The 26,940-nt window shown below is 41.1% G+C and carries 18 protein-coding genes and 2 tRNA genes; 7 read left to right on the top strand and 13 right to left on the bottom strand.

Annotated elements, in window-relative coordinates; translation table 11 throughout:
• Positions 1–244: 244 nt before the first annotated feature.
• Positions 245–319 (bottom strand) — tRNA-Val (locus HMPREF9304_RS07680).
• A gap of 679 nt (positions 320–998) precedes the next feature.
• Positions 999–1,073: transfer RNA gene (locus HMPREF9304_RS07675), tRNA-Val, on the bottom strand.
• Positions 1,074–1,201: 128 nt separating this feature from the next.
• Here HMPREF9304_RS07675 and trpS point away from each other — a divergent pair.
• A complete protein-coding gene (gene trpS, locus HMPREF9304_RS07670; RefSeq protein ID WP_036927995.1) occupies positions 1,202–2,191 on the top strand; it encodes a tryptophan--tRNA ligase in 990 nt (329 codons plus the stop codon).
• Between the two features lie 414 nt (positions 2,192–2,605).
• Here trpS and HMPREF9304_RS07665 read toward each other — a convergent pair whose 3' ends face one another.
• The 10 genes from HMPREF9304_RS07665 to clpP all read right to left on the bottom strand — a co-directional run bounded on the left by HMPREF9304_RS07665 (position 2,606) and on the right by clpP (position 16,605).
• Positions 2,606–3,760 carry an OmpA family protein gene (locus HMPREF9304_RS07665; protein ID WP_036927994.1) on the bottom strand — a complete coding sequence of 385 codons (1,155 nt, stop codon included), beginning with the start codon at positions 3,758–3,760 and terminating at the stop codon, positions 2,606–2,608.
• Positions 3,761–3,927: 167 nt separating this feature from the next.
• Complete coding sequence (gene mutL / locus HMPREF9304_RS07660; protein ID WP_036927993.1) at positions 3,928–5,742, bottom strand: DNA mismatch repair endonuclease MutL; 1,815 nt, start codon at positions 5,740–5,742, stop codon at positions 3,928–3,930.
• 14 nt (positions 5,743–5,756) lie between these two features.
• Positions 5,757–6,050 carry a hypothetical protein gene (locus HMPREF9304_RS07655; RefSeq protein ID WP_036927991.1) on the bottom strand — a complete coding sequence of 98 codons (294 nt, stop codon included), beginning with the start codon at positions 6,048–6,050 and terminating at the stop codon, positions 5,757–5,759.
• Positions 6,047–7,726 carry an OstA-like protein gene (locus tag HMPREF9304_RS07650; protein ID WP_036927988.1) on the bottom strand — a complete coding sequence of 560 codons (1,680 nt, stop codon included), beginning with the start codon at positions 7,724–7,726 and terminating at the stop codon, positions 6,047–6,049. The genes HMPREF9304_RS07655 and HMPREF9304_RS07650 overlap by 4 nt, the downstream gene beginning before the upstream one ends.
• Positions 7,723–9,192 carry a peptidylprolyl isomerase gene (locus tag HMPREF9304_RS07645; RefSeq protein ID WP_036927985.1) on the bottom strand — a complete coding sequence of 490 codons (1,470 nt, stop codon included), beginning with the start codon at positions 9,190–9,192 and terminating at the stop codon, positions 7,723–7,725. The genes HMPREF9304_RS07650 and HMPREF9304_RS07645 overlap by 4 nt, the downstream gene beginning before the upstream one ends.
• 40 nt (positions 9,193–9,232) lie before the next feature.
• Complete coding sequence (locus HMPREF9304_RS07640) at positions 9,233–10,660, bottom strand: peptidylprolyl isomerase (protein ID WP_445236337.1); 1,428 nt, start codon at positions 10,658–10,660, stop codon at positions 9,233–9,235.
• Between the two features lie 58 nt (positions 10,661–10,718).
• Positions 10,719–12,206, bottom strand: a complete 1,488-nt coding sequence (gene guaB, locus HMPREF9304_RS07635; RefSeq protein WP_036927983.1) for an IMP dehydrogenase — start codon at positions 12,204–12,206, stop codon at positions 10,719–10,721.
• Positions 12,207–12,379: 173 nt separating this feature from the next.
• A complete protein-coding gene (gene recQ / locus HMPREF9304_RS07630) occupies positions 12,380–14,557 on the bottom strand; it encodes a DNA helicase RecQ (protein ID WP_036927981.1) in 2,178 nt (725 codons plus the stop codon).
• Between the two features lie 127 nt (positions 14,558–14,684).
• Positions 14,685–15,929: an ATP-dependent Clp protease ATP-binding subunit ClpX gene (gene clpX / locus HMPREF9304_RS07625; protein ID WP_036927978.1), complete on the bottom strand. Its 1,245-nt coding sequence runs from the start codon at positions 15,927–15,929 to the stop codon at positions 14,685–14,687.
• Positions 15,930–15,939: 10 nt separating this feature from the next.
• Positions 15,940–16,605 (bottom strand): ATP-dependent Clp endopeptidase proteolytic subunit ClpP, encoded by a 666-nt coding sequence (gene clpP / locus HMPREF9304_RS07620; RefSeq protein ID WP_008124424.1) that lies wholly within the window; start codon positions 16,603–16,605, stop codon positions 15,940–15,942.
• A gap of 575 nt (positions 16,606–17,180) precedes the next feature.
• Between clpP and hsdR the strand changes: the two genes are divergently transcribed.
• The 5 genes from hsdR (at position 17,181) to HMPREF9304_RS07595 (ending at position 24,643) form a co-directional block, all read left to right on the top strand.
• Positions 17,181–19,541 (top strand): EcoAI/FtnUII family type I restriction enzme subunit R, encoded by a 2,361-nt coding sequence (gene hsdR / locus HMPREF9304_RS07615; RefSeq protein ID WP_036927976.1) that lies wholly within the window; start codon positions 17,181–17,183, stop codon positions 19,539–19,541.
• Between the two features lie 88 nt (positions 19,542–19,629).
• Complete coding sequence (locus HMPREF9304_RS07610; RefSeq protein ID WP_036927999.1) at positions 19,630–21,141, top strand: class I SAM-dependent DNA methyltransferase; 1,512 nt, start codon at positions 19,630–19,632, stop codon at positions 21,139–21,141.
• 41 nt (positions 21,142–21,182) lie between these two features.
• Positions 21,183–22,199 (top strand): hypothetical protein, encoded by a 1,017-nt coding sequence (locus HMPREF9304_RS07605; protein WP_036927974.1) that lies wholly within the window; start codon positions 21,183–21,185, stop codon positions 22,197–22,199.
• Positions 22,192–22,683: a type II toxin-antitoxin system death-on-curing family toxin gene (locus HMPREF9304_RS07600; protein ID WP_036927971.1), complete on the top strand. Its 492-nt coding sequence runs from the start codon at positions 22,192–22,194 to the stop codon at positions 22,681–22,683. Before HMPREF9304_RS07605 ends, HMPREF9304_RS07600 begins: the two co-directional genes overlap by 8 nt.
• A gap of 58 nt (positions 22,684–22,741) precedes the next feature.
• On the top strand, positions 22,742–24,643 hold the full coding sequence (locus HMPREF9304_RS07595; protein WP_309597560.1) for a restriction endonuclease subunit S: 1,902 nt from the start codon (positions 22,742–22,744) through the stop codon (positions 24,641–24,643).
• Here HMPREF9304_RS07595 and HMPREF9304_RS07590 read toward each other — a convergent pair.
• Entirely contained in the window at positions 24,623–26,002 is a 1,380-nt protein-coding gene (locus HMPREF9304_RS07590) for a restriction endonuclease subunit S (RefSeq protein ID WP_445236336.1), read from the bottom strand. The two genes, HMPREF9304_RS07595 and HMPREF9304_RS07590, sit on opposite strands and share 21 nt — an antisense overlap.
• A 52-nt stretch (positions 26,003–26,054) precedes the next feature.
• Between HMPREF9304_RS07590 and HMPREF9304_RS07585 the strand changes: the two genes are divergently transcribed.
• Positions 26,055–26,861, top strand: coding sequence for a tyrosine-type recombinase/integrase (locus tag HMPREF9304_RS07585; protein WP_036927969.1), 807 nt, complete (start codon positions 26,055–26,057; stop codon positions 26,859–26,861).
• Positions 26,862–26,940 lie beyond the last annotated feature (79 nt).

Raw genomic sequence — 26,940 nt, 5'->3', positions numbered from 1 at the left:
GCAAAGATAGCGCAAGCCGAATACAGAGAAAATTTATTTTCTTTGTTAAGGCGCATCCTATCTTCTGCAAAATTACACATTTTAATCGATAACATCATCAACTTTTTGATATTTTAATAGAAAGTTTATCAAACAATAATTTTCGTGGAAGTCTGTTGCGAGAAGCTCAAATAAGAATGTTTTGTTGAAGATGAGCGCCAATAAAAAAAGTCCTGTCTTTCACCAACGACAGAACTCTAAGAAGTGGGCGTTGACGGATTCGAACCGCCGACCCTCTGCTTGTAAGGCAGATGCTCTAAACCAGCTGAGCTAAACGCCCTTACTTTTTGTAGTAAGCGAGTGCAAAGATAAATGCTTTTTGTGAAACTCACAAATATTTTTCAAAGTTTTTGCAAAACTTTTTTGAACTTCCTCAGCTCATTCATGGAAGAGTAATATTTTTACAACGAAAAGAACGCCCCAAAAACCAACCTATATCATATTTGATATTACCCTACATGGAAGGATAATTGATACTGAATTTTCTTTACAAAGTATCTCTCAAAACTCGCGTGTAAACAACCAACGACACTATTGGTCGCAAATACGCGAGAAATGAGCGATGTTCATAATACGTTGCTATTGAAGATGTTATACAAAATCCGCCTCTTTCTATTGCTGTTTTTACCATTTATTTGCAGCTAAAGCATTACTCTAAGCTTAGAATTTGCATGCTTTAATGCTCTTATAGTATGTGAATAACACCTCTAATGAGTGCTTCCAAGACCGTTAAATCAGTGTTCTAACTTTAAGAGACGATTTATTTGTTAAAATCAGCCCATTTTTGTCTAACGTTTGCCTATTAAATTTTTCTATTTTGAAGATTTTGGATGGTCGTTTTTTGGTAAAATTACAAGACAAACACAAGAAATGCCGTTATGAAAAATAACACAACTTTCGAGAGATCAAGATAAAAAAATTCCCTGCAATCTCGAAAGATTACAAGGAAACACCCCTTGTGGGCGTTGACGGATTCGAACCGCCGACCCTCTGCTTGTAAGGCAGATGCTCTAAACCAGCTGAGCTAAACGCCCTTACTATTTGTAAGCGGATGCAAAGGTATGCCATTTTTAGATAACTACCAAACTTTTGAAGATATTTTTTGTTGTACACCCTATTTTTCTGTACCTTTGTAGCACAATAACATAAAATATAAAAGAGAATGAAAGAAAAAGTAGTTAGCGGAATACGTCCTACAGGATTTTTGCACTTAGGTAATTATTTCGGCGCAGTAAAAAGTTTCATAGAGATGCAAAACAGTTATGACTGTATGTTCTTTATTGCAGACTGGCACTCATTAACCACTCGCCCAAAGCCTGAGGATATACAGAAAAGTGCACGCGTAATTCTTGCTGAATACTTAGCTTGTGGCATCGACCCTGCCAAAGCACCTATCTATATACAGAGCGACGTAAAGGAAACTTTGGAGTTGTACCTATACCTCAATATGAACACCTATATTGGCGAGCTGGGTCGTGTGACAACTTTTAAGGAGAAAGCCAGAAAGCAACCCGACAACGTGAATGCTGGTTTGTTTACTTACCCCACTCTGATGGCAGCAGACATTCTACAGCATCGCGCAAAAAAAGTGCCCGTTGGTAAAGATCAAGAACAAAACATGGAAATGGCTCGAAAATGTGCTGCACGCTTCAACCGTATTTATGGCGTCGAATTTTTCCCTGAGCCAGAGAATTTCTATTTTAACGCACAGGCGCTAAAAGTACCAGGACTGGACGGAAGTGGAAAAATGGGAAAAAGCGAGGGCAATTGTATCTACCTACATGATGATGACAAGACGATAACCAAGAAGGTGATGAAAGCCGTTACCGACAATGGACCACAGGCTGTCAACAGTGAAAAGCCAGAAGTGATAGAGAATTTGTTTACATTCTTGAAAATTGCTTCCACACAAGATACCTATGATTATTTTAATGAGAAGTGGAACGACTGTTCCATTCGTTATGGCGACTTGAAAAAGCAAATTGCAACAGACCTCTGTGCTGTGATATCGCCTATCCGTGAGAAAATTCAGGAATATATGGGGAATGCAGAACTGCTCGATAAGATTGCAAGAGAAGGAGCTGATAGAGCCAGAGAGAGTGCAAGTGCAACTTTACAAGAGGTGAGAAGTATTATCGGTTTCAGAAAATAAGAAATAGCATACAAGCGTTAGCAACAGCTTCGCTGCAACAATAAACCTATAATGCGAGAGTGGGATTCATGGTTGACATGAGTCCCTATTTTTGTTTAACAGTATCTGTGAACTGCCAAAATAATCAACAGCAAATACTACAAACACTGGATGCCCAAACAGCATCAACATTGGATGACTCGAAGGTTTTCTCAATGCCTGCGAAACACAACGCATGCGTAGGCTTTAAAATGATTGCCGACTCGGAAGATAGAAGTAAGAAAGTATCCTGTTTGTAAAAATTGATTCGTAAAGAACATTCTTATACAAAGGTCACGCTACCAGCTTACGAATAGTCTCTACACAAAATAAGGGTGAGCCATTACAGCACACCCTTATTTATTGTTTGATTAAAAAAATCTTTGCTTATTTCTCTTACTCAGCAACCTTAACAGTAGCACGACGGTTGAACGAGATTGGAGAAAGCTCATCAACACCACCATTACCCTTGGTAGAGATGTTGTCACGGCTTACACCCATCTTAACGAGTTCGTTAGCAACGGTCTTAGCACGCTCTTCAGACAACCACTGGTTGTGTGCAGGCTTACCTGTTGCGCTGTCAGCATAACCATTAACTTCCAACTTGCAGTTGTTCTCCTTAGCGTACTTAGCAACAGCCTGTACGTTTACGAGATCCTTCTGAGAAGCGATGTTTGTCTTGTTGATGTTGAAGAATACAGATACTGGAGTAGTAACAAATTCTTTCACAGCAGGAGTTTCTACTGGCTTTTGGTTAGCCAACATTTCCTTCAAACGAGCATTTTCAGCATTAGCGTCATTGAGCTGTGCATTCAAAGCATCAATTTGTGACTGAGACAAAGCCTTGATTGCGTCGACATCAGGAGTCTTATCCCAAGATGCCTTACCCAAGTTGAATGTCAAGCCAACTTCTGCATAAAGATTGTTGTCGTGTGAATCCCAACCACGTGTAGCAATAGTAGTTTCATTACCACCATCGATATCAGTTTCCAAACGATTCCAACCAGCCTCTAAATGAAGAGAAACATGCTGACCCAAGCGGAATGTATTCAAGATACCTGCGCTTAAGTCCATTGCATACAAGTTGTGTGTCATTGTGCGACCAAAGCCTGCACCTGCAAATGGGATGAAGTTCCAAACACGATTTGGATTATAACCACAAAGCATATTGCTCAAGTTGAACAATGCATGCTCGTTCAAAACCCAATATTTGTTGTCATCTCCAACAGGCTTACCTGCCTTGTCAGCATACACGGTCTTACCCCATACACCTTGAATCTTTGTACGAAGACCAAGTCCTGGTGTAAACCATTTACCTACTGCAAGAGCAACACCTGGTTTTGCACGGAAGTCTTTTAATGGACTTCTATCCAAACCATGTCCATGCTCTTCACTTGAATACCAAGCATTCCAATTTCCACCAACCTGAATGAACCAATTGCTCCAGAATGAATTGGTAGATACACTGTACTTCTGTACTGGATCTGCGTCTTGTGCCATTGAACACATTGAAACGCCAGCAAATGCCAATACAATTAATAATTTTCTCATAATCTTTATTTATTAAACAATCAAAATTTGACTTTTCTTTTTGCACAAAGTGCCTTTACGGGAACAAAGATAGTAATAAAAATTAAATATTATCACTTTTTCCCAATAAATCCCTAAATTTAACGTAAAAAATCAACGATTTAAGCGTTTTCCACCCATTTTTAACGCTACGAGTTTAATAGTTGTTCTATTTTTTCCTGTTTAAGGATGTGCAAAATAGATTTTCCATCTGGCGTATAATTTACATTTTGACAACCAAACAAGCTATTGATGAGATTTTCCATTTCCTCATTGTTCAACACTTGTCCCGTCGGAATGGCTGCGTGTTTAGCTAAACTCAACGCCAATGCTTGATGAATTTCATGGACAGCATTGGAATCTTTTTCTAACGCAGAGGAAAGCATGTCGTGAACGAGTTGCACCATGTTCAATCCTTCAATTCCTGCAGGAACAGACTGAATGGCATAATCACTTTTCCCCATTGAGGTGAACTCAAAACCCATGGCGGCTAAATCAGGCATCATCTTTGGGAAGATGATTTGCTCTGCTGGGCTTAGCTGGATTAACTCTGGGAACAGTACTTTCTGGGCATACTCTTTACCCTCTTTCATCTGTTGCAAGTAGCGTTCGTATAAAATTCTGACATGCGCTCGATGCTGGTCAATAATCATTAAGCCAGATTTGACAGCAGTCATTAAATATTGCCCTTTATACTGATAATGCACGGGAGATTTATCTTCTATCAAAGAATTTTGAACGTTTTGCTGTAACCCATCTGAATTGAACAAAGCAACATTTTCGGGTGTTTGTTCAATATCTTCATACAATTTCTTCCAATCAGACGACGCATGTGAAGATGGCATCGGAGTCTGTTGGAAAGGGTTGTAATTTGGATTTGTCTGAACGTGAGGTGCAGCAGTAGCATCACGTTGACCACTATATACAGGTATGTCGGGCTGTCCCTCATTATTAAATTCGATCGAAGGCACCTCTTTGAATAAGCCGACAGCCTCTCTTACTGCAGCAAAAACAATTTGAAAAATAGCTTGTTCATTCTCAAATTTAATTTCTGTTTTGGTAGGATGAATGTTGACATCTATCTCTTGAGGATTGAGATCAAAATAGATAAAATAAGGAACTTGATCGCCTTGAGGTATCAAACGCTCAAAGGCATTGAGAACCGCTTTATGAAAATATGGGTGTCGCATATACCGCCCATTCACAAAGAAATACTGCTGTACTCCTTTCTTTTTGGCAGATTCTGGTTTCCCTACAAAACCAGAAATTTTACACATGGTAGTGTCAACAGAGACAGGTAGCAAATCTTGGTTGATACGCTTACCAAAAATATCAACAATTCGTTGTCTTAAAACGCAGGGACGTAAATTCAGCAGTTCAGTACCATTACTGTGTAAGGTGAACGCTATCTGCGGATACACTAAAGCGATACGCTGGAAAGCAGTCACGATGTGCTTGAGTTCTGTCGTATTTGATTTTAGAAAGCGACGACGTGCTGGAACATTATAAAATAAATTCTGAACTAAGAAGTTGCTACCCGTGGGACAGGCACACGGTTCCTGTCCTTTGACTTTAGACCCAGCAATCGTCAAAGAAGTTCCCAAGTCGTCATCTTCGCGACGTGTCTTTAACTCAATTTGAGCAACAGCAGCGATAGAGGCTAAGGCTTCACCACGAAATCCCATCGTCTGGAGAGCAAATAAATCCTCGGCTTGACGAATTTTAGAAGTAGCATGACGTTCAAAAGCCAAACGTGCATCTGTGCCAGACATCCCTTTTCCATTATCAATTACTTGAATAGAGGTGCGACCAGCTTCAACGACCAGTACATCAATAGCTGAAGCGCCAGCATCCACCGCATTTTCTACGAGTTCCTTGATGACACTTGCGGGACGTTGTATCACTTCCCCTGCTGCTATTTGATTAGCAACGACATCGGGTAAAAGTTGTATGATATCTTTCATTCGTGTAATTGAAATTAGAAGTTAGCAGGTGTTACCGAAACTGTTGTCACGAACAACAGCAAGGCTATGAGTATCACCAAACAGAACAGCCCCACCAAGAGGAATGTGAAATGAGAGGATTGTTTCTGTCTCGATGACTTCCGAAACAAGCCTTGTATTGAAGAAGAACTATACGATGAGTTAAGCTCACTCTTCTTATCTGCCGTCATGGCACGCTGGTGGATTTCTTTTAGCCGTTCTTTTCTTTCATCCACATACAGGTAGTGATGCTGAAAGCCTCGAGGCTTTGGCGATTGAAACATACTCATGGCTTTTCCTCCTTCACTTGACGTAACTTCTGCAAAGGAGCTTCCACTCTTGGTCTATATTTGAGTGCTGTTCCTTGGCTCTTTCCCTTCCAAACGAAGACATCGTCTTTGCTCTTCGGACGGATGTCATCGTGCCATGCAAAAACAGGCAACTTGAGTTTTGCTGGTGGAATCTGCGACATCGGATACGTGGTACCAACCGCTTTGGGTGTCCATATCCTTTCTAATTGTCGTTGACCAGCAAAATACATTTTCATGGTATCTGTCTCCAAATAATTCATCATCACCAAAGAACTATCTTTGTCGTCCATGGGATAGAAAATAGACATCACATTACTAATTGCCAATGCGCGCCTAATCTGACCGTCTGTAAAATATGCGTGCATCTCCTTAGCAGATAGCTGATTATAATGTTCCTCCGCATCTGCTTTCTCTACTGATAAAGCCTGACCATACACATGCGCCTCCCTGACGGTGCTGTCATTCATAAATAACTGAATGTACTCTCCCAGCAACTGTCTATTATTGTTCCACACAATGGGGTCTTGATACATATTTAAGCACGAATCCCTTGTACTAAAGACCAACGAGTCGCACACGGCTTGCAAATCATTCCGATAGACGCTGACTTTGTGATAAGCATGCACTTGGCGATACATGGAGTCCGTATCAAGATGAAAGCTAAACAACTTGAGCGTATCTCCATGAAGATATAAAGTGTCTTTCCGCGAAAAATCTGTAACTAATGCTTTATTCGTCGCATATCCATAGCCTGTCTTTTCGTTGTATTGAAGATAATTACCACGCAAAGAGTTTTTATTTTTGCGGTCGACAAAAATGACATCACCATATCCATTACTCTGTCCAGACTTACTATCATAATATAAGGTGTCGCCCGTAATGGTTTTGTCTCCATCAACAATCGTTGAACGCCCGAACAGTTGCGCCTTATCTGTTTTGGTATGAAAGATTGCATCTTTCGTCTCAGTGACACTCGACTTCGTGGTTATCTTCGAGGGTCCCAACACATGGGCTATCGATTTTTGCGTGTCATAGTGAAGCGTATCTGTGGTAATCAACCGACTCTTACTTCTCAATTTTACGTGATAGTAGAATACTGCCTGACGAGTATCAGTATTATACTCACCCCAATCGGCGACCAAGCGGTCTTTCCCATCTATCAAGGTTCCACCTTCATAGAAATAGGCAGTCTGATAAAGTCGGTCGTAATCCAAACTGTCTGTCAGCAAAGTCTGCCGCCGATGCTTTAACACTACGTTTTTCCTGGCACGCATCATCTGTTCTTGTCCATCGTAATCGGCTCGTTCTGCTGTTAACGACAAAGTATCGCCTTGAACAAATCGAACATGACCAAAAGCTTTCATTGAATTGTCAGCCTCATAAAAGTAAGCACTGTCACAAGTTAATCGCGCTCCCTGATGGCGAAAGGAAACTTTGCCTTTTAATATCTGCGCTTCTGGATTTGGTCCATACATATCATAGCTCAATTCGTCCGCATGCAAGAGTTCGACGCGATTGGATTTCTTCGCTTTCTTTTTTTGATGACGCTGTGCTGGTAGCGATTGTACCATACAAAGTCCAAACAGGCATAGAGTCATGATGAACGTGAATCTATGCCCGCTTTTCAAAAATGATATAATCATTTGATGTGTCATTTTACCCAACCCTCATATTCATACTCACCTTTTTTATAGCGGTCTTTCATACGAACATAGGTTTGCTTGATTTTATTGACCACCCAGTTGTGTATGAACTTCTGTCTCTCCTTAGCGAGTACAATATTCTTCATCACCTGATAATCTTCTGTTATCGTTGCTCGGTGACCTTCAACGCGATTGCGCAACCTTACAATGGCACAAACCGTTTTACCTCGTTTATCAATCATCCTGAAAGCTGGTGAAACATCCCCTACTTTCATTCCCTCGATTTGTCTCGCCACTTCTGTTGGCAAATCCTTCATCTGAAAGCGTGAACTTAAATTCCCAGTTTGCATATCTACAAAGGACATCAACCCCTTATTGTTACGCGTATCCTTATCATCGGAAATATAGGTGGCAGCCTCACCAAAGGACAAAGACGGAGCATGCTGGTCAGAAGACAGTCTAAACGTGTCGGCACGCAGCTCCGTAGCAACAGAATCAAGACGTACCAAAACCTTATGGACTTCCTCGTCTGATACCTTTGGCTTTAATAAGATATGGCGCACCTTTATTTTATCGCCACGCTTGTCTATCAACTGAATGATATGATAACCAAATTCCGTCTCCACAATCTTAGAAATCTTCTTTGGATCCGTCAAATTAAAAGCTACATTTGCGAAGTCAGGATCTAACATTCCTCGTCCCATATAATCCATCTCGCCACCTTGTCGTGCAGAGCCTGGGTCCTCTGAATATAAGCGAGCCAATGTGGCAAAAGAGGTTTCTCCCGAAGTGACACGATTGGTAAAATTACGCAATTCATTTTTCACACGGTTAATCTCCTCTGGCAGAATCTTTGGCTTTCTGGTAATAATCTCTACTTCTACTTCAGTTGGAACAAATGGAATACTGTCAGCTGGCAGGTCCTTAAAGTACGCACGAACATCTGAGGGGGTTACTTTTACATCCTGTACCAGTTTTTCCTGCATATTCTGTACCAACAAGTTATTTCGGAAATCATCACGTAATTGTGAACGCATTTGCGAAATAGTTTGTCCTCGATAAGCTTCCAAGCGTTCTGCCGAACCGCCAGCCATTTCTATCCAGCGATTAATCTGTCTTTCTATGCTTGCAGTTACTTGCGCCTCAGGAATCTCCACAGAATCGAGTTCAGCTTGATGCAAGAAAAGTTTTTGAACAGCAATATGCTCAGGAATCGAGTAATCTGGATTCCCTTTGAACTTGATACCCTCTGCCTCCGATTGTAAGCGTGTCATCTCTACATCTGACTTCATGATCGGTTCATCTCCGACCACCCATATCACTTCATCAATCACACTGTTTTCAGGCATTTGCGAAGTATTCGCCTTTATAGAATCCGTCTGGGGCTTCGCTAATTGGCGGTTGCGAGGACGAGCACTCATACTCACAACTATCAACAGTGCGATAAGTCCACAAAATATTTTAATCTCTTTCTTCATTCTTCCTTTACGTATAGATAATCAATAACCATTAACCATATTATGGGTGCTGATTCACCGTTGCAAGTATGTCACGACGAACCGATATAGGATATTTCCTACGCAATCGTTGAACCCATTGTTTCTCTAATTCTTCTTGGTAATCTGCTACAACCTGCGCCTCCACATCTTGATAGCTTTGGGGCTTTTTCAGCTTTTTGCCATATGTTGCCGCATAGGGAAAGTCTGTAAGCGGCTTTACCTGACCTTTCGTCTTAAACACATGACAATCCACCAATGGATGATCTCCGCTCTTAAAGATATTTTTATCTACTGAGACGCGAATAGTACTGTCTTGGTTGAAAGTTTGCTGTATCACCTTCGTCCACTCCTCAAATGGAACACGTCTTACGGCTTTCCTCACCGCTTTTATATCTTTCTTATTTTTTGTATAATAAGCAATGCCTTTGAATCTCGGTTGTTCCCACTTGTATTTCTTTCTATTTTGACGAAAGTACTCATTCAATGCCTGTTCATTGTTTTGTGCTTTTGAAAAAATTTCGCGTGTCATTACTTCAAACAGCAACAAACCATCATGATATTCTTTTATGAGATACTTGAGTTGTGGATTCTTAGCTACCAGCTCTTTACGCTTTTGAGCAAGAATATCATCCTCTGTCACACCAGAGCCAGCATGCTCAATCGCTGTCTGTATCTTCTTTGAAATGAGTTGGTCACGGATGCCACGTTGTTCAATAAACTGAAGTATCTCTGTCTTCAGAGAATCGTAAGGGAAAAACGAACGTTTGTCTTTCAATAAGATAATATGGTAACCTGCTGGCGTTTGTACGGGCTTACTTAACTCCCCTTTTTTCATTGAAAAGATGGCTTTATCAAACTCTTCCAAAGTTTGTCCTCGCTCTAACCAAGGTAATTCTCCACCGCGAGAAGCAGAAGCACGGTCATCAGATACTCGTTTAGCTAACTCCCCGAAGTTTGCCCCTTTACATAAGGCACGATATACCGAATCGGCACGTTGTTCAGCAATACGCCTATCTGCTTCTCCTGCCGTTTGCTTAAGAGCAATAAGGATATGTGAGACCTTCACCAATCCCCCTGAAGCATTGACACGATTGGCTGTTTGTTGATAAATCTCGTGCGCTTTCTGCTCCACATCAGCATCCGTAATCATTGTCGGTTTGATTTGTGCGTCACGGTACATCGCAAACTCCTTCTTGAAGCTGCTAAGCGTATCTAATCTCGCTTCTTCGGCTGCAATAACCTTTAGTTGATAATTGATAAATAAGTCGACATATTCGTCCACACTTTTTTTATCAATAACTCCTTCTGCATTGTTCTTGTTATACGAGTACTCGAACTCAGAGCGATGAATATTCTTTCCATTGATAGTCATCAATATGGGGTCATCTTGCTGAGCCAACACAAGGCTACAGCAAGCAAGCATCACCGCTAAAAGGATATTTTTCATTTTCATCATTCGTTCGAGTTAAATAAGGAAAAGCCGACTCACACGGGAGTTACCTTTCTTATAATTCGTGAGGACTATAGTTAGGAGCTTCACTGGTAATCGTAATATCATGCGGATGACTTTCTAACACACCAGCATTCGTAATGCGGACAAACTTGGCATCATGAAGGTCTTGGATTGTTTTAGCGCCGCAGTATCCCATCCCTGACCGAAGACCTCCCATCAGTTGATACACAATCTCTTGTACCGTTCCTTTATATGGAACACGGCCTGCAATGCCTTCTGGTACCAACTTCTTGGCATCAGTCGTATCGCTCTGGAAATAACGGTCTCTTGAACCATTCTTTTGTTCCATTGCCTCTAAGCTACCCATTCCTCGATAGCTCTTGAACTTACGTCCATTAAAAATAATGGTTTCACCAGGACTCTCTTCTGTTCCTGCAACCAATGAACCAACCATGACAGAGCTACCTCCTGCTGCCAATGCTTTGACAATATCGCCAGAATAGCGCAAGCCTCCGTCAGCAATCAATGGCACCCCTGTGTCTTTTAAGGCGGCATAGACGTCGTAAACGGCGGACAGTTGTGGTACACCTACTCCCGCTACGACACGTGTCGTACAGATAGAACCGGGACCGATACCAACCTTCACGGCATCAGCGCCATTATCCACCAACATTTTTGCAGCCTCGCCAGTGGCAACATTTCCTACAACGATATCAACATGAGGGAAAGAAGCCTTTGCTTCTCGCAATTTTTCAACAACTCCCTTGGAATGACCATGAGCCGTGTCAATCACCACAGCATCTGCTCCTGCTTGAACCAAAGCATTTAAGCGCTCCATGGTATCAATTGTAACGCCAACACCTGCTGCAACTCGAAGACGACCCTTTTCATCTTTACAAGCCATCGGTTTGTCTTTCGCTTTCGTGATATCCTTATAAGTAATCAGTCCCACTAACTTATTTTGATTGTCTACCACAGGGAGCTTCTCTATTTTATGCTCTTGCAATATTTGTGCAGCATCACTTAGATTAGTCTTCACGTGCGTGGTTACCAAATTCTCGCTGGTCATCACTTCATCAATCGTTTTATCCAAACGACGCTCAAAACGCAAATCGCGATTGGTAACAATTCCTACCAAATGATTTTCGTCGTCTACAACAGGGATACCTCCAATATGGTAATCACGCATCATGTTCAGTGCGTCTTGCACCGTACTGCCGCGTCGAATCGTTACAGGGTCATAAATCATTCCGTTCTCTGCACGCTTCACAATTGCCACTTGGTGAGCTTGTTCATCAATAGACATATTCTTATGAATCACACCAATACCACCTTCACGTGCAATTGCAATCGCCATCGCCGATTCGGTAACGGTGTCCATAGCAGCTGTTACGTAAGGTACATTCAAATCGATGTGACGTGAGAACTTGGTTTTCAACTCAACCTCTTTGGGTAAAACTTCAGAATAAGCAGGGATTAACAGGACGTCATCGAAAGTAAGACCGTCCATCACAATTTTATCTGCAACAAATAATGACATATTGGGTACCTTTTATAAAATTTATTGCGTGCAAATTTAACAATAAAAAATCACATCAGTCGTCATTTTTCCGTTTTTCTCAAGCATTTAATTGTATTTAACTCGTTTGCCCAACGAACCCTGTGATTCGTCGGAGAGATAAATAGAAAAGTCACAGCTGGTGCACAAGCACTCTAATTGGCTAACTCCGAAATAAATTTAATACGTACAAGTCGCAACTCGTCCTCACTGTACTGGTCGCCCAGCTCTTCCATCGCAACTTTCAAACCATCTGTTTCGCTCTCCATAAAGTAATCGTAGAGATCGTCCACATGGTCTTCGTCCATGACATCTTTCAAGAAATAGTCGATGTTGAGCTTTGTACCGCTGTAGACAATTGCTTCCAATTCGTCTAACAATTCATCAAAGTCTAAGCCCAAAGCATTCGCAATATCATCTAACGCCACCTGACGATCAATACTCTGAATGATTTTCACCTTGAGCATACTCTTCTTTGCTACGGTGCGGACACGCATCTCTTCGGGGCGTTCAATCTCATTTTCATCGCAATGGGATTTTATCAATTCTACGAATTTTTTACCATAGCGTTTTGCTTTACCTGCTCCTACACCTTGAATTTGCTGTAGCTCCTCCAACGTCACTGGATATACAGTCGCCATCTGCTCCAATGACACATCTTGGAAAATGACATATTGCGGAATGTTCATTTTCTTGGACATTTCTTTCCGCAGACTCTTTAGCATCTTAAAGAGTCGTGGGTCCAACACGCCACTCCCTCCTTCTTGAAGCTCGTCCTCATCGTACGCACTAAATTCATTGTCCAAGGCTATCATAAACGACACGGGCTTCTTCATGAATTTCTTACCCGCAGCCGTCACTTTCAATACACCGTAATTTTCTACTTCTTTTTCTATATACCCTGCAATGATACCTTGCCGAATTACCGGATTCCACACTTTAGAATCTTCATCCTCACCCGCACCAAATTCTTCCAGTTCATCATGTTTGTGCGAAACAATATCTTCTGTGGGATTTCCTGTAATAAAATCGACGAGATAATCTTGTCTGAAGTTTTCTTTGAGCACCAAAATGGCTTTCAATGCAATCAGTAAAGCTTGTTTCGCCTCTCGACGCTCTTTGGGATGCAAGCAATTATCACAACTATGACAATTCTCTTGCAAATATTCCTCCCCAAAATAGTGCAGCAACATCTTGCGGCGACAAACCGAAGACTCTGCATAAGCTGCTGTTTCTTGCAGCAACTGTCTACCTATATCCTGCTCGGCTACAGGTTTTCCCTCCATAAACTTCTCCAGTTTCTTCAGGTCTTTTTGCGCATAGAAGGCAATGCAAATTCCCTCGCCGCCATCACGTCCTGCACGACCCGTTTCTTGGTAGTAGCCTTCCAAACTTTTCGGAATGTCATAATGTATCACGAAACGCACATCTGGTTTGTCAATCCCCATTCCAAAAGCAATGGTTGCCACAATCACATCAATTCGCTCCATCAAGAAATCATCTTGCGTCTGTGAGCGTGTGGCACTATCCAAACCAGCATGATAAGGAGCCGCCTTGATATTATTCGCTTTCAAGACTTCGGACAATTCTTCTACTTTCTTACGAGACAAGCAGTAGATGATACCACTCTTTCCCTCATGCTGACGGATAAACATGATAATCTGTTTATCAATATCCGATGATTTTTGCCGTATCTCATAATAAAGATTGGGACGATTAAAAGAGCTCTTAAACTCTCGTGCATCCGCAATTCCCAAGCTGCGCTTGATATCTGTACGAACTTTATCCGTAGCCGTAGCCGTCAAAGCAATCACAGGTGCATCGCCTATCTTGTTGATAGTGGGACGGATATTTCGATACTCTGGCCTAAAGTCATGCCCCCATTCAGAAATGCAATGCGCCTCATCAATGGCATAAAAAGATATTTTAACCGTCTTGAAGAACTCGATGTTTTCTTCCTTATTTAAGGACTCTGGAGCTACGTATAACAACTTGGTTCGCCCTGCACGAACGTCATCCATAACTTGCTGTATGGCAGCTTTGTTCAAAGACGAGTTTAAGAAATGTGCTACTCCCTCCTCTTCACTAATTCCATTGATGACATCCACTTGATTTTTCATCAAGGCAATCAGTGGAGACACAACAATGGCTGTACCCTCCATGAGCAAGGATGGCAATTGATAGCATAGGCTCTTTCCTCCACCTGTGGGCATCAATACAAACGCACTATTACCTGCTAAAAGGTGATTGATGATAGCCTCCTGTTCGCCTTTGAAAGAATCAAAGCCAAAGTAGAGTTTTAACTTTTCTGTAAGATTAACTTTTTTCGCCATAGTGTCTCATTAGATTCATGATAGTTATTATAACGTCAAGAGGTAGGATTTTTCGTACAGCTCTTACTTCATCGGTCATCCCTATTGTAACTCGGACAAAGAGTCCCTTTCCCCGAGTTCAACGAGGTTATTCACCCAACTTATTCAAGTTGGCTTTATTCAATTGTTTTTGCGCATAGTCGAGTGTTACCTCAAAAGACTTAGTGCGCTTTGATGGTATTTCAAACATGGCATCCATCATCATCGATTCCACAATAGAGCGGAGACCACGCGCACCTAACTTATATTCTACCGCCTTATCGACAATAAAATCGAGTGCTTCGTTTGCAAAAGTAAGTTGGATTCCATCCATCTCAAAGAGCTTGATATACTGCTTTACGATTGAGTTCTTGGGTTCCACTAAAATCTTCCGCAAGGCTTCTTTATCCAATGGATTCAGATAGGTCAGCACGGGTAAGCGACCAATAATCTCAGGAATCAGTCCAAAAGATTTCAAATCTTGTGGCAAGATGTACTTCATCAAATCTCCCTTATCAATATTGCGAACATGTTGTACCGAATTATATCCCACGACATGCGTATTCAGTCGTTGTGCTATTTTTCGCTCAATGCCATCGAAAGCACCACCGCAGATAAACAGTATATTCTTGGTGTCTACATGAATATAGTCCTGGTCAGGATGCTTGCGTCCTCCCTTTGGCGGCACATTCACCATGGTGCCTTCGAGCAGCTTTAGAAGTCCTTGCTGCACACCTTCACCACTGACATCACGTGTGATAGAGGGATTATCGCTTTTGCGTGCAATCTTGTCAATTTCGTCAATGAACACTATTCCGCGCTCCGCAGCAGCCACATCATAGTTGGCTACCTGCAACAGGCGCGACAAGATGCTTTCCACATCCTCTCCAACATAGCCAGCTTCTGTAAACACGGTGGCATCTACAATGGTGAAAGGCACATCGAGTAGGTGTGCTATCGTTTTGGCAAGCAGCGTCTTACCCGTACCCGTAGAACCTACCATGATGATATTACTCTTTTCTATCTCAACGCCATCTTCATTTTTTGGTTGTTGCAACCGTTTGTAATGGTTGTACACCGACACCGAGAGATAGCGTTTGGCGTCATCCTGCCCTATGATATAGTCATCCAGATATTTCTTTATCTCTTTAGGCTTAGGAACTTTTTTCAGCTGAAAAGGTTCGTCTGCAGCATGCTTTTCTTTTGCCTCGCCCGAAAGTCCAGCCGACTCTACGATAGAATAAGCCGCTTGGACACAAGCGTCACAGATAAATCCACTCTGTCCTGTAATCAATAAATCTACTTGGTCTTCACTTCTTCCACAGAAGCTACATTTCTTTTTGGTCGTTGCCATCTGTCTCTTTTTACTTCTTCCTTACCAACACCGTGTCAATCATACCATATTCTTTTGCTTGCTCAGCATCCATCCAATAATTACGGTCGGAGTCACGATACACCTTTTCATAAGGCGTATGCGAATGGTTAGCAATGATGGTAAAAAGTTCCTTCTTGAACTTAATGATTTCCTTCGCCTCAATTTCAATATCCGAAGCTTGACCTTGCACGCCACCTAAAGGTTGGTGTATCATCACCCTACTATGTGTCAATGCACTGCGCTTGCCTTCTTGTCCTGCTACCAGCAACACAGCCGCCATAGATGCTGCCATACCCGTACAGATGGTGGCTACATCCGAGGTAATAAATTGCATCGTATCATAAATGCCCAACCCCGCTGTGACACTGCCACCAGGACTGTTGATATAAATCGAAATATCCTTGCCTCCGTCTACGCTATCCAAATAGAGCAACTGTGCCTGCAAGGTATTGGCAGTATAGTCGTCAATCTCTGTACCCAAGAAGATAATGCGATCCATCATCAGACGAGAGAACACATCCATCTGTGTCACATTCAATTGGCGCTCTTCCAAGATATATGGATTGAGGTATCTTGCCTGACTCTTGATGACATCATCGAGAGTCATGCCATTCATTCCCAAGTGTTGGGTGGCGTATTTTCTAAAATCGTTCATTTTATTTTTACCTTATTTTTATTATAATATAAAAGAGGTTATCGACACTTCTAAAAACCTCGATTATACAAAGTTAATAAAAAAAAGTCAATAACCTCTTATTACAAGAAGTTTTTTATTAAAAAAAATACTACAACAAAAGAACAAAGATTGTTTTGCACAATGAACAACCTTTTCTTAAATGAAAGAGCCATGATTATACGATACCACAAGAATTTTAATAGAGGATTTCATAAAATGCTACAATTTAAATAGATTATCGCAAAATTTAATGTATATTTGCTGTAAATTTGGTGAATAATGAAACTAAACAAGATGAAAGAAATCTTGGATAGCAAGGGTATCTCACAAAATTAGCTGACAAAACAATTAGGTAAGAGTATTAGCACTGTCAATTGCTCTGCTCGAAATAAAAATTAACCCGAGTTAGAGAAACATCTTGAAAATCTTAACGATTTTGAAGTTGACCTCAAGGATTTAATTTCCGAAGAGAACAAGAGAATGAAATGAACACATAATTCCCAATCTATATAAATTATGTAGTATAACTTCTGATAATAAAATATTATTTGAATATGGGCATAAGCAAAGAATTAACAGAAGAGGATGTCAAGTACCGTTACATCAGTGAAGCTATCACAAGCAAGGGGTGGCCAAAGGATAGCATATTTATGGAACAGAAGGTTAGGTTTACTGACGGAAAAATCAGCCTTCATGGCAATCTTGTGCATCGAGAAAGACCGAAGTTTGCCGACTATGTGCTTTATGCGAACAAGGCAACGCCCATTGCCATTGTAGAAGCGAAGGACGCCAACCACTCTGTTTCGCATGGATTGCAACAAGCCAAGATCTATGCCCAAATGCTTGATGTGAAGTTTGCCTACAGCTCAAATGGCGAAGGTTTTGCGGAACATGATTATTTGACAGGCAAGGAACGCATTTTTTCCATGGAAGAGTTTCCTACGAAAGAAGAACTTATCGAAAGATACAAAAACGAGTCTAACGGTGGTAATGGACTTAATGAACAAGAGTTGGCTGTCATTGCACAACCTTACTGCACTGGTCAAAATATTTTTCCTCCACGATATTATCAGCGCAATGCCATCAACCGCACTGTCAACGCCATCGCAAAAGGACAGCGTCGGGTGCTCCTCGTTATGGCAACTGGAACGGGCAAGACGTATACTGCCTTTCAGATAGTATGGCGTTTGCTACATAGCAAATTGAAGAAGAAAGTGTTATACCTTGCCGACCGCAACATTTTGGTTGACCAATCCATACAACAGGACTTTAAACCACTGGAAAAGGTAACACATAAGATAGATTACTCAAAAGACAAGAACCACTTGGAGGAATTGAGTTCGTATAAAGTGTTTTTTGCACTCTACCAACAGTTGATTGGGCAGAACGATGCCAAGAATTACCAAGAGTTGTTTCCAAACCCCGATTACTTTGACCTCGTTATCGTTGACGAGTGTCATAGAGGCAGTGCAAAAGACGACAGTAACTGGCGAAACATCTTGGATTACTTCTCTTCGGCTACTCATATTGGCATGACTGCCACCCCGAAAGAAACGAAGTATCAATCGAGCATTGGCTATTTTGGTGAGCCTGTCTATACTTACAGTCTCAAAGAAGGCATAGAAGATGGCTTCCTCGCTCCATTTAAGGTAATCAACATCACGACGAACATCGGTGATGAGTGGAGACCAACAAAAGGACAAAAGGACATACACGGCAACGAGATAGAAGACCGTATTTATAACAATAGCGACTACGACTATAATATAGTAATAGAAGACCGCATTAGGGAAGTGGCGCAAGAAATAACCAACTATTTGAAAAGTACAGACCGTATGGCAAAGGCCATCGTGTTCTGTGCGGATGAGACTCATGCGGAACGCATGCGCATGGCTTTGACGAATGCCAACGCTGACATGTGCAAGAAAAATCCCGATTATGTGGTTCGTATAACTGGTAGTGACGAATACGGAAAAAGCAAGTTGGATTACTTTATCTCCGTTGCGGAGAAATATCCTGTCATAGCGACAACAAGTAAATTGCTTTCGACTGGCGTTGATTGCAAAATGACAAAACTGATAGTCCTTGACCAACAAATAGGCTCCATGACAGAATTCAAACAGATAATAGGCCGTGGTACCCGTCTTCGTGAAAAGGAGGGAAAGACATATTTCACAGTTATGGATTTCCGCAATGTGACACGATTGTTCGCGGACCCCGAGTGGGACGGACCGATAGAGATAGACCCCAACTATCCGCCCAAAGAAAAAGGACCTACGCCGTATCCACCTCCAAAGGAGGATGAGCCTACAGGCGTGCAAGAACCAGACCCAGCACCACAACCGAAGCCGATAGTTGCCAAGGACGGTTGCCAAGTGATGATTATCAACAAGGTTGTTTCTGTCTATGATACAGATGGCAAGTTGCTTCGTACGGAGAGCATTACAGACTATACCAAGAAAAGTATCATTGACACATACGCAACAATTGACACGTTCACATCGAAGTGGCAAGAAACCAAGAAAAAGTCCGACATTGCTGAAATGCTCAAAGAAAGTGATATTGACCTTGCGGCGTTGAAGCATACAGAAAATATGGATGATGTGGATGATTTCGATTTCATCTGCCATATAGCCTATGGCAAGAAAACACTTACACGGCATGAGCGCGCCGAGCAGGTAAAGAAGCGAGACATCTTCAGTAAGTATGGCGAACAGGCACGAGGCGTGCTTGAAGCCTTATTGGATAAGTATATCAAAGAGGGTATTTCGGAATTGGAAAGTCTTACCGTGCTTGAGAATGATCCTTTCCGCAAATTGGGTTCAAAGGCAAACATCGTTAAGTTCTTCGGTGGCAAGCAAGGCTATCTTGATGCCGTGAAGGAATTGGAGCAACACATATATAATATAGCATAAATAGAACCTTTTCGATAAGTCAAACGAACAGAGCCAACTTGCTTGAGCGATGTCGTGGCGAGAAAAGACACACAAAGAGAAACAACAGATGAGTTTATCAAATTTCGTAAAACGAGTACGCAATATTATGCGCAATGACGCTGGTATCAACGGTGATGCGCAGCGTATAGAGCAAATGGCATGGATGCTGTTTTTGAAAGTCTATGACGAGAAAGAGAACGACTGGGAATTGGACGATGACGATTACAAGTCTATCATTCCCGAGGAATGCCGTTGGCGCAACTGGGCACATGATGATGGCAGCGGCAATGCCTTGACGGGTGATGATTTACTATCGTTTGTCAACAATACCTTGTTTGTCGAACTAAAAAGATTAGAGATAACGCCAGACACCCCAATTCGTCAAGCGATTGTTAAGACAACTTTTGAGGATGCCAACCAGTATATGAAGGATGGTGTTCAGCTCCGCCAAGTGCTCAATGTAATTGACGGATTAAACCTTGGCGACTATGAAGAAAGCCATGCCTTCGGTGAGATATACGAAACCATCTTGAAAGAAATGCAGTCGGCTGGTTCGTCTGGTGAGTTCTACACTCCCAGAGCCTTAACCGAGTTTATGGCAGAAATTGTCAATCCACAGATTGGCGAGAAAATGGCTGACTTCGCTTGTGGTACAGGGGGATTTATTACGAGTTGGCTGGGCGAACTGGATAAAAAGGTAAAGACAGCAGAAGACCGTAAGGAGTACAATCAATCCGTGTTTGGTATCGAGAAAAAACAATTCCCATATATGCTGTGCGTGACAAACCTGTTGCTGCATGGCATCGACACACCATTGGTGTTTCACGACAACTCGCTTACAAAAGATGTTCTCAACTACACAGACGAAGACAAGTTTGATGTGGTGTTGATGAACCCTCCATACGGTGGCAACGAGAAATCTGATGTCAAGTCACATTTCCCTTCCGACATGCGCAGTAGCGAGACTGCCGACTTGTTTATGGTACTCATCATGTACCGACTGAAAAAGAATGGGCGTGCAGCGGTCATTGTGCCAGACGGTTTCCTCTTTGGCGCTGACAACACAAAGATTGCCATTAAGACGAAATTGCTTCGAGATTTCAATCTGCACACCATCATCCGTTTGCCAAGCAGCATCTTCGCTCCTTATACTTCTATTGCCACAAACATACTGTTCTTCGACAACACTTGTGCAGACGGTGCGCCCGAAGGTTTCTCCACAAAGAACACTTGGTTCTATCGCCTCGACATGCCAGAAGGTTACAAGCATTTCTCCAAGACAAAATCTATGAAGTCGGAGCATTGCGATCCTATTCGTGAATGGTGGAACGACCGCAAGGAGATGATTATTGCCGATGGTGACGAGAAGGCACGCCGCTATCCTGTGCAGGAGCTGATAGATTCTGATTGTAACTTCGACTTATGTAAGTTCCCGAAAGAGGATGAAGAAATCCTACCTCCAGCCGAATTGCTTGCCAATTATTTCAAGAAGCGCAAGGCTCTCGACCATGAGATAGACAAGACCTTGGCAGAGATACAACGTATCTTGGGGATTGATGTGAATGTAGAGGAATTATAAAAGGTGAGACACGTTTCACAAATTCAAAATAAATTATTAAGATGAAAGATTTGACAATATCAAATATAGAACGCCAAAATGTATTGAACAATCGTTTTGCGATTGAACACATACAAAATACATTGGACATTACAGGAATGATGTTCGATGGCGAATATCGTTTCACAAAGAAAATGGTAGCAGATTTCTACGAAGTTGAAGAACGAACAATAGAACGATATATCGAAAATTTTGGTTCAGAATTATCTGCCAATGGATACTTTTTATGTAAGGGGAAACGGCTGAAAGACTTAAAGTTACAGTTTGCTCCCGTCATAAATGTCGGGAGCAAAACAACCCAGCTCGGATTGTTTAATTTTCGCGCTTTCCTTAACATTGGGATGCTACTTACAGAAAGCGAAAAAGCGAAGCAGTTGCGTAGTCTTATTCTTGATTTCGTTATAGCAACAATTAATGAGAAAACTGGTGGAGGAACGAAATTCATCAATCGTCGTGATGTTAATTATCTTCCAGCAGCCATAACTGAAGAAAATTACAGGAAAATACTTACCTCAGCTATTGGCAAATGTGTTGAAGGTCATAAGACATACAAGTATTCTCTGGTGACAGATTATATCTACAAAGCTGTGTTTAAAGAAAATGCGAAAGAGTATCGTAGGGTTCTTAGCCTTGACTCCAAAGACAATGTTCGACACACACTTTATGCAGAGGTGTTGCTTGTTATCTCATCATTTGAAAATGGTGTAGGTGCAGCAATTCAACAAAGATTCAAAGAGAATGGAGGCATGAGGCTATCTATGGCTGAAGTGGAGCGCATTGTAAACGAACTTTCAGAGAATCCTATTCAGAAACCATATCTTAATGATGCTCGCACCAAAATGGCTTCTCGTGACTATAGTTTCCGTGACGCCTTTCATGGAAATATTGCAGAATACTTGAAAGCAGTAACGCCAGAGGAGTATGAGCGTTTTATCGGTGAAAAATCAATTGATTTTGACAATATCCTTGCAGAGAACAAGGATGTATTGAAACGATTGAAACAAGCAGACAATGAATAAGGAAGTGAAATATATAAGTTACGAAGAGTCATTAAGTATCTATGCGAAGATGATAGATGCCAGTGATGGTGGCTTAGTTGGGGTGAGAGACGAGGGCGGCATTCTTGCTTCTCTCGATTTCGTGCAGAATGATATGTATTATCCCGACTTTGCCGATAAACTCTGTTATTTGGTGTTCAAGTTCTGTTCTGGTCATTATTTTAATGATGGTAACAAACGTATTGCCTTGACACTTGGAGCATATTTTCTATACAAAAACTCCTACTTTTGGCAAGCGACAACGTTTATGCGTCAGATGGAGTCAATCGTTTATCATGTTGCTGCATCCAACATCGACCAAAACTTGCTTCTCCGCATAATGACTTGTTTCATGAATGGTGAGGATTACGATGAGGAATTGAAGATAGACATTGCCAATGCGATGAGCAAAGGAAAGTTAGGTATCAGCGGTGAAGACTATGATAAACACAAAGAGTTTGAATAATTTGTGAATTTGCTAACCGCCTGATTAGCAGCTATCAAAGGAAAGAAGAAAAAGAACAATGAACGGAAAACAATTAAAGAACAGCATATTACAATGGGCAATACAGGGAAAACTTGTACCGCCTGTCTGCCGACAGGCAGGCAAGACTCTAATGACGAACCCTGAACCAAGAGATAAAGGTAAGGAGTGTTGGTTTACATATGTAATTGAGTGTGAAGATGGCAGTTTTTATAAAGGATTTACGGATAATCTTTTGAGACGCTACCAACAACATTGCAATGGAACTGGTGCAGATTACACAAAAACGCATAAGCCCAAACAATTATATTATTGGGAAATGCATTATTCTAAAGAAGCCGCATTGCAAAGAGAAAAATACTTAAAGTCTGGTGCTGGCAGAGAATGGTTCAAAAAGGAGGTTGTTGATAAACCTGAAAATTTTGAGCCAGCAAGCGTATTGCTTGAAAAGATTCGCCAAGAGAAAGAACGCTTAATCAAGGAGAAGAAAATCAAGCGTGACAAAAACGCATCCATTATCTACCGTGGTGACGACAATTCCTATTATGAGAAGATACTCGCCACGGGCGAGGTGAAGTGCATTGACGAGGAAGTGCCATTTGAAATTCCACAGGGGTGGGAATGGTGCAGAGTCTCATCTCTTTTTCAAATAAATCCAAAGGTTGTGGCTGACGATAATACTTCTGCTGCTTTTATTCCTATGGAGGCTATTTCTGCAGGATATGGTTCCGAATTTAGATATTACGAAAAGAAATGGGGTGAAATCAAGTCTGGCTACACTGCTTTTGCAGACAACGACATTGCATTTGCAAAAATCACACCATGTTTTCAAAACAGAAAATCTGCAATCTTTGAGGGGTTGCCCAATGGTATAGGAGCAGGAACAACAGAGTTGAAAGTTCTGCGAACATATGGCGATACCATAAACCGCTGGTTTGTTTTGTATTTTCTGGAGTCTCCATATTTTATTGATGAAGCGACATTCAAGGGCACAGCAAACCAACAACGTATAATTGTTGGATATTTGGAAAACAAATTATTTCCCATTCCACCATTAGCGGAGCAAGAGCGTATAGTAAGTAAGATAAGGTTATTAATGCCTATCATTGATAAATACTCAAAATCTCAAGAGCATTTAGACAAAATAAATGCAGAACTTAAAGAGTATTTGAAAAAATCTATTCTTCAAGAGGCTATACAGGGAAAACTCGTTCCACAGGTTGATAGCGAAGGTACAGCCAAAGAATTGCTTGAACAGATAAAACTGGAGAAACAAAAACTTGTAAAAGAGGGCAAGCTAAAGAAGTCCGCCCTTAACGATTCCGTCATCTTCCGTGGTGACGATAACAAGTATTGGGAGAAATTGGATGATGAGACTGAATGTATTGATGAGGAAATATCGTTTGAGATACCACCAAATTGGACATGGGTACGACTTGATGATATTTGCTCTTTTATACATAGAGGCAAATCGCCAAAATATAGTCTAATAAAGAAATATCCAGTGGTTGCCCAAAAGTGTAATCAATGGTCAGGATTTTCAATAGAAAAGGCAAAATTCATTGAGCCACAGAGTATTTCTTCTTATAAAGAAGAATATATTTTGCAAGATGAAGATTTGATGTGGAATTCTACTGGATTAGGAACATTAGGAAGAATGGCTATATATTACAAAAAGCTGAACCCTTATGAGTTAGCTGTGGCTGACAGTCACGTTACAGTTATTCGTCCTTACAAACAATATGTCGTTTCTAAGTTCCTGTATTATTATTTTGCAAGCAACACTGTTCAATCTGTTATTGAAGATAAATCTGATGGCAGTACAAAACAAAAGGAGCTTTCAACGAAAACCGTCAAAAGCTACCTTGTTCCGCTACCTCCTAAGGAGGAACAAAAGCGTATTGTTGTAAAAATTAAAAAATTAACGCAGTTGCTCAAATAGTTTTTCTATTTGAGCAACTATGCGTTGCTGCTCTTTTAATGGGGGTAAAGGAAACTGCATACAAAGCAAAGTACTTCGTGATATTCCAGGAATCATACTATTTGCATTTTTTTCAAGAACACTAAGATTACCCTGCAAAAAGTACTTGATATATTTCAAATCTATACCAAAAGATGTAATTGCCATAACCTGTCTCGCAATATGAATTTGTCCAATATCATTAAATGCCATAGAGCCAATTGTTCCTTTACAAGTAAGAAGTAAATCACCTTTATTTGAAATTGTTATAGGTGATTCTGTCCATCTATTAATAATTAAATTTGAATTAACAAAATTACTTGCTCCTGTAATATAAGGTATCCCATGATGTAATTCATTGTATTGTGAAGGTTCTAAATCCCTGCCAGACAACAAAGAAACACCTTGATCTAACCTAATCCATTGCCAGTTTTCAGGTATATCAAATGGAATTTTTTCTGTTATATCCACGCTCTTTTTTCCTACCTGCTCATAATACTTGTTATCGTCACCACGGAAGATAACGGAATCGTTGAGATCGAACTTCTTTAGCTTGCCCTCCTTTACGAGTTTTTGTTTCTCAGTTTTTATCTGTTCAAGCAATTGTTGGGCTGTACCTTCGCCTGCAATCTGCGGAACGAGCTTTCCTTGGATAGCTTCCTGAAGAATACTCTTTTGGAGAACATCTTTTAAAATAATATTCATATTATCTAATTTCTCTTGTGCTTTATTATATCTCTCGATTTGAGGTAATAGCTCTGCTATTTTTTCAACAATTCTCTTTTGCTCTTGCAATGGTGGTAATGGAATAAAATACTTCTGTAAGCGGACCATTGTTAATGCTGCAACTGTTGTTCCTTGCGATTCTTGTCTGTATTGTCCCTTAAAGAAAGGTGATTCTATCACCATTTTTAGATACTCTGCGTAAAGTCCATACTTGTTAGCCATGCAAAGTACACTTCCATCTTTATAATAAAACCTATCGCTTTCTTTGACGATATACACTTTACCTAAAGTCCCCACAGCTGTAATCATAAGGTCATTTGGCAAAGGAACTCCACTAGAGGAAAAGTCTTCATACAAAGAGTGGTCTATGTATAGTTCATTATCCACAAAGCCATAATCAGCTAATTTGCCAATTTCTCTCGCTCGATAGAATGGTATTCCCGCTTGTCTCCAGTCCTTTGCATGAACTCTACGTGCAGAACCTATATTAAGGATTGCTTCCAAACGTACCCATTCCCACCCCTTTGGTATCTCAAACGTCACTTCGTCGTCAATGCACTTCACCTCGCCCGTGGCGAGTATCTTCTCATAATAGGAACTCACAGAACACAAAATATGCTTATTTATTAGGACAACTTATGTTTCACTAATAAATAAACAAATAGAGATGGAATTAGAAAAGTTTGAAGAGTTCCTAAGCCAAGGCAATATGGCAAAGAACACGATTTCGGCCTATCTGTATGCCGTGAAGGAATTTGGTTCTCGACACAAAGAGTTGAACAAGAGAAACTTGTTGGTTTACAAGACTTACTTGATTGAGACCTACAAGCCAAAGACGGTGAACCTGCGTATTCAGGCGATGAACAAGTATCTTGTGTTTGTGGGCAAGGCGAAGCTACGCTTGAAGTCGGTCAAGGTGCAGCAGCGTTCTTATTTGGAGAATGTGATCAGCAACGCCGACTACATCTTTTTGAAGAACAAATTGAAGGGGGAAGACAATTTGGAGTGGTACTTCGTGGTGCGCTTCTTGGCTGCCACTGGTGCCAGAGTGAGCGAACTTGTGCAAATCAAAATAGAGCATGTTCAGGCGGGCTACTACGACATCTACACTAAGGGTGGCAAGATACGCCGTATCTACATACCCAAGACACTGCGCATGGAAACAGAACAGTGGTTGCAAACTGTCAATCGCACAAGCGGCTATCTCTTTCTCAATCGCTTTGGTGAACGTATCACCACCAGAGGTATATCGCAACAGTTGAAAAATCATGCCGTGAAGTATGGTTTGAACGAGAAAGTGGTTTACCCCCACTCGTTCCGCCATCGCTATGCCAAGAATTTCTTGGAGAAATTCAATGATATTGCCTTACTTGCCGACCTCATGGGACACGAAAGCATTGAGACGACACGCATTTATTTGCGAAGAAGTAGTTTGGAACAACAAGAAATTGTTGACAAGGTTATCACTTGGTAAAGCAACAATATCATTTAAGGGCGATTCTATAAATTAGCTTTGACAGGTTGTGAGACTATTTTTGAGGTCAATTTGTTTG

Source organism: Hoylesella timonensis S9-PR14, from assembly GCF_000762405.1.
Classification (GTDB): Bacteria; Bacteroidota; Bacteroidia; order Bacteroidales; family Bacteroidaceae; genus Prevotella; species Prevotella timonensis_A.
The sequence above is the reverse complement of the archived record's forward strand: the minus strand, read 5'-3'. Positions and strand labels throughout refer to the sequence as shown.